We start from the raw sequence: 4,128 nt of genomic DNA, 5'->3' as shown, positions 1-4,128 counted from the left end.
ACTGAAAATATGCTTGAAAAGCTGGCCCTTGATATTCTGGGTACGACTGATGTGCCATATCAAGGCGAAGTATTTAGCTTTAAAGGTCCATTCAGGAAAATCTCAATGTTTGATGCGATTCTTGAGCATAATCCTGATTTTACCCCTGATAATGTCAATGATCGTGAGTTCCTGGCAAAGTTCACGCAGGAAGTGCTTAAGGAACAAGTGAAACCAGGATTTGGTTTAGGTAAATTGCAGACTATTGTGTTTGAAGAAACAGTGGAAACCAAACTACGTCAGCCAACGTTCATTACTGAATATCCAGCGGAAACATCACCACTTGCACGCCGTAATGATGATAATCCACACATTACTGACCGTTTTGAGTTCTTTATTGGTGGTCGTGAGTTGGCAAATGGTTTCTCAGAGCTAAATGACCCGATTGATCAGGCTGAACGTTTTCAGGCACAGGTGGCTGAAAAAGACGCGGGTGATGATGAAGCCATGCATTATGATGCCGATTTTGTGGAAGCACTTGAATATGGTCTGCCTCCTACCGCAGGTGAGGGAATTGGTATTGACCGTTTGGTTATGCTGTTTGCTGATGCGCCGAGTATCCGTGACGTGATTTTATTCCCACATATGCGTCGTAAAGATTAATTTTTTTAATCCTATAAATACTTGAAAAGGCCGCTTTTAAAAGTGGCCTTTTTGTTTGGATGTTAAAAAATGTAATTGTTTCGTTTAATGATTGAAAAGTGCAGATAAAAAAACGATGATGGCCTGTATAAATATATCTGAGAATATTTCTGGCATGTTTTTAAAAAAATCACTGTCTATAGCAGTATTTTCCTGTTTTTCTTCTATTACCCTTGCTCAAGGTTTAGTGCTAAATGATGAAAATTTGCGTACCGATTTAAACTGGTTAAACCAGCAGGGTGTCATCCAGATCAGTACTTCGACCTGGCCATTAAGTGGTGATGAAATTCAACGTGCCTTGGCGCAGGCGAAAGTCAGTAATAACACCCAGCAAAAAGTAGTTAATTCAGTCATTCATGCGCTAAAGGCAGATAATGGGCCAGCCAAGGTTGGTTTATATGCTGGTACTGACTTAACAACCATTCCCCAAACATTTGGCGATAATCAAAAATCACAATATCAGGTTGCGGCTGAGTTTAATGCTGGCGGTGAGAACTGGGATGCCAAGTTGCGTATCAATGGCGAAAAAGATCCATTGATTGATCATGGACATGATGCCAATGTCGAGGGTTCCTATCTTGCGGGCAAACTCTGGAATCAATGGTTAATTGCTGGGCAAATCCCAACTTACTGGGGGCCGGGACATGATGGAAGCCTGATTCGTGGTGATGCCAGCCGTCCTGTTTACGGGATAAGCGCTCAGCGTGCGGTACAGAATGCCTTTGAAACAAAGTGGCTATCATGGATTGGTCCTTGGCAATATCAGGCCTTTGCAGGACAACTGGACGATTACAATGCTGTACCAAATACAAAACTGATCGGTTTACGTTTAACTGCACAACCTTTGCCTTATCTGGAGCTTGGTGCTTCACGTGCAATCCAGATTGCTGGGAAAGGTCAGCCTAATAGTTTTAAGGCATATTGGAATGCTGTTATTGGTAAAGATAACGGATGTGATGACAGTGGATGTGTAGGTGACGACAATGCATCAAACCAAATTGCTGGTTTCGATGGTCGTTTATTGCTACAGCCATTATTTAATCTCCCTATCAGTTTATATACTCAATTTGTTGGTGAAGATGAAGCTGGTGGTTTACCTGCAAAATATTTATATTTAGCAGGTGCCGATTTTTCTTCAAGCTATAAAAATCTACCTTACCAGCTTTATATGGAGTGGGCGGATACACGTACTAATGGTCAGGTGAGCGGTATTTCTTATAGTCATCACCAATATAAAGATGGTTATTATCAGCATGGTTTCCCATTAGGACATGCAATCGGTGGTGATGGGCAGATGTACTCTGTTGGTGGTGACATTCGCTTTGATGTGATGAACCGCCTAAGTGGGCGTGCCTTATATGCCAAAGTAAACCAGTCCAATTTAGCCATTAATGCGGCATTTCCAAAAGAAGATAGCATTAAGGGGCTGGACCTCACCTGGACACACTATATAAAACCGACACTTCCACTGAAAGTGAATGGCTGGGTCAGCGACTCTGATTTAAATGGCCGTGATGGTGGTGTTTCGGTAGGAGTTGAAATTCCACTGGAACGCAATATGTTCGGTTTCTAAATTAACCAACTCAGAAAGAAGCCTGCATGGGCTTCTTTTTTGTTTAAATTCATGTGAAATAGGTTGTATCTATATTTCTGAATATAATTTTCATATCATAATTTTGCATATTTATATGAAAAAACAAGCTAAAGAACTCAATCTAAATTATTATAATGGATAACCTTTGTTAGCGTGATCATTTATCCGCTAGGCAGAATATTAATATCACGAAAAATTGGAGTTGTTATGGCACTCGTTCCTCCACACGGTCTTCCAAGTGGTGGTTTAATACCACTTATAGATTTTATGGGTAACATGGATAAGGAGGGATGTGTTCATGACTGATAATAGACTTACTCACCTTAAGCAGCTTGAGGCTGAGAGTATTCATATTATTCGTGAAGTGGCTGCTGAATTTGAAAATCCAGTCATGCTCTATTCGATTGGTAAAGACTCGGCAGTAATGCTGCACTTGGCATTAAAGGCATTCTATCCAGCTAAGCTTCCATTCCCACTACTGCATGTAGATACGGGCTGGAAATTTAAGGACATGATTGCATTTCGTGACAACATGGCAAAAACCCATGGTTTTGACCTGATCGTGCATCAAAATGCGGAAGGGCGTGAGGCAGGAATTAACCCATTTGACCACGGCAGCTCAAAATATACCGACATCATGAAAACTCAGGGTTTAAAACAGGCACTGGACAAATATCAGTTTGATGCTGCTTTTGGTGGCGCACGTCGTGATGAAGAAAAATCACGTGCCAAAGAGCGTGTTTATTCGTTCCGTGACACCAAGCACCGCTGGGACCCGAAAAACCAGCGTCCAGAACTTTGGAATCTTTACAATGGTAAAGTGAACAAAGGCGAAAGTATTCGTGTATTCCCGTTGTCCAACTGGACTGAGTTGGATATTTGGCAATATATCTATCTGGAAAATATTCAAATCGTTCCTCTTTATTTCTCTGCGGTTCGTCCAGTGGTTGAGCGCAGTGGCACGTTGATCATGGTGGATGATGAACGTATGCGTTTAAAAGAGGGCGAAGTTCCACAAATGAAATCGGTACGTTTCCGTACGCTGGGCTGCTATCCATTAACGGGTGCGGTTGAGTCTGAAGCGGATACCTTGCCAGAAATTATCCAGGAAATGCTTTTAGCCACCAGTTCAGAGCGTCAGGGTCGTATGATTGACCATGATGAGGCTGGCTCGATGGAAAAGAAAAAGCAGGAAGGCTATTTCTAAGTTACTTGGCAAATTCGATTTCAAAATATTGTGGAGTTTGAGCGATGTCTCACCAATCAGATTTGATTAGCCAGGATATCTTGGCATATTTAAAACAGCATGAACAAAAAGACCTGTTGCGTTTCCTGACTTGCGGTAATGTCGATGATGGTAAAAGTACCTTAATTGGGCGTTTGCTTTACGATTCAAAATTGATTTATGAAGATCAATTGCAGGCAGTGACCCGTGACAGTAAGAAAGTGGGTACCACAGGCGATGCACCAGACCTTGCCTTGCTTGTCGATGGTTTGCAGGCAGAACGTGAGCAGGGCATTACCATTGATGTGGCTTATCGTTACTTCTCTACTGAAAAGCGTAAGTTCATCATTGCGGACACCCCAGGGCATGAACAATATACGCGTAACATGGCAACAGGTGCTTCAACGGCTGATCTTGCCATCATTTTGATTGATGCACGTTATGGTGTGCAAACCCAAACTCGCCGTCATACTTTTATTGCAAGTTTACTTGGTATTAAAAATATCGTGGTCGCGATCAACAAAATGGACTTGGTTGAGTTCTCTGAAGCACGTTTCAACGAAATTCAGGTTGAATATGATGCCTTTGTCAGCCAGTTAGGTAATCGCCGCCCTGAAAATATTGTATT

At 42.0% G+C, this 4,128-nt stretch carries 5 protein-coding genes; all 5 read left to right on the top strand.

Features of this window, described 5'->3' with window-relative positions:
• Positions 1-642, top strand: a 642-nt coding sequence (locus tag B4H32_RS08065) for an amino acid--tRNA ligase-related protein (RefSeq protein WP_286801665.1), incomplete at its 5' end; no start/stop codon positions are given.
• A 154-nt stretch (positions 643-796) separates the two neighbouring features.
• Positions 797-2,254, top strand: coding sequence for a capsule assembly Wzi family protein (locus B4H32_RS08060; RefSeq protein ID WP_262574178.1), 1,458 nt, complete (start codon positions 797-799; stop codon positions 2,252-2,254).
• A 228-nt stretch (positions 2,255-2,482) separates the two neighbouring features.
• Positions 2,483-2,581 carry a hypothetical protein gene (locus B4H32_RS08055; protein ID WP_004677999.1) on the top strand — a complete coding sequence of 33 codons (99 nt, stop codon included), beginning with the start codon at positions 2,483-2,485 and terminating at the stop codon, positions 2,579-2,581.
• Positions 2,574-3,482 (top strand): sulfate adenylyltransferase subunit CysD, encoded by a 909-nt coding sequence (cysD, locus tag B4H32_RS08050; RefSeq protein WP_004681142.1) that lies wholly within the window; start codon positions 2,574-2,576, stop codon positions 3,480-3,482. The genes B4H32_RS08055 and cysD overlap by 8 nt, the downstream gene beginning before the upstream one ends.
• A 44-nt stretch (positions 3,483-3,526) precedes the next feature.
• Positions 3,527-4,128 (top strand): GTP-binding protein (locus B4H32_RS08045; protein WP_286801646.1); only part of this gene is annotated, 602 nt, incomplete at its 3' end.

The sequence above is a fragment of the Acinetobacter sp. UBA2063 genome, from assembly GCF_002333245.1.
Lineage (GTDB): Bacteria > Pseudomonadota > Gammaproteobacteria > Pseudomonadales > Moraxellaceae > Acinetobacter > Acinetobacter parvus.
This window is presented reverse-complemented; position numbering and strand designations above follow the sequence as displayed.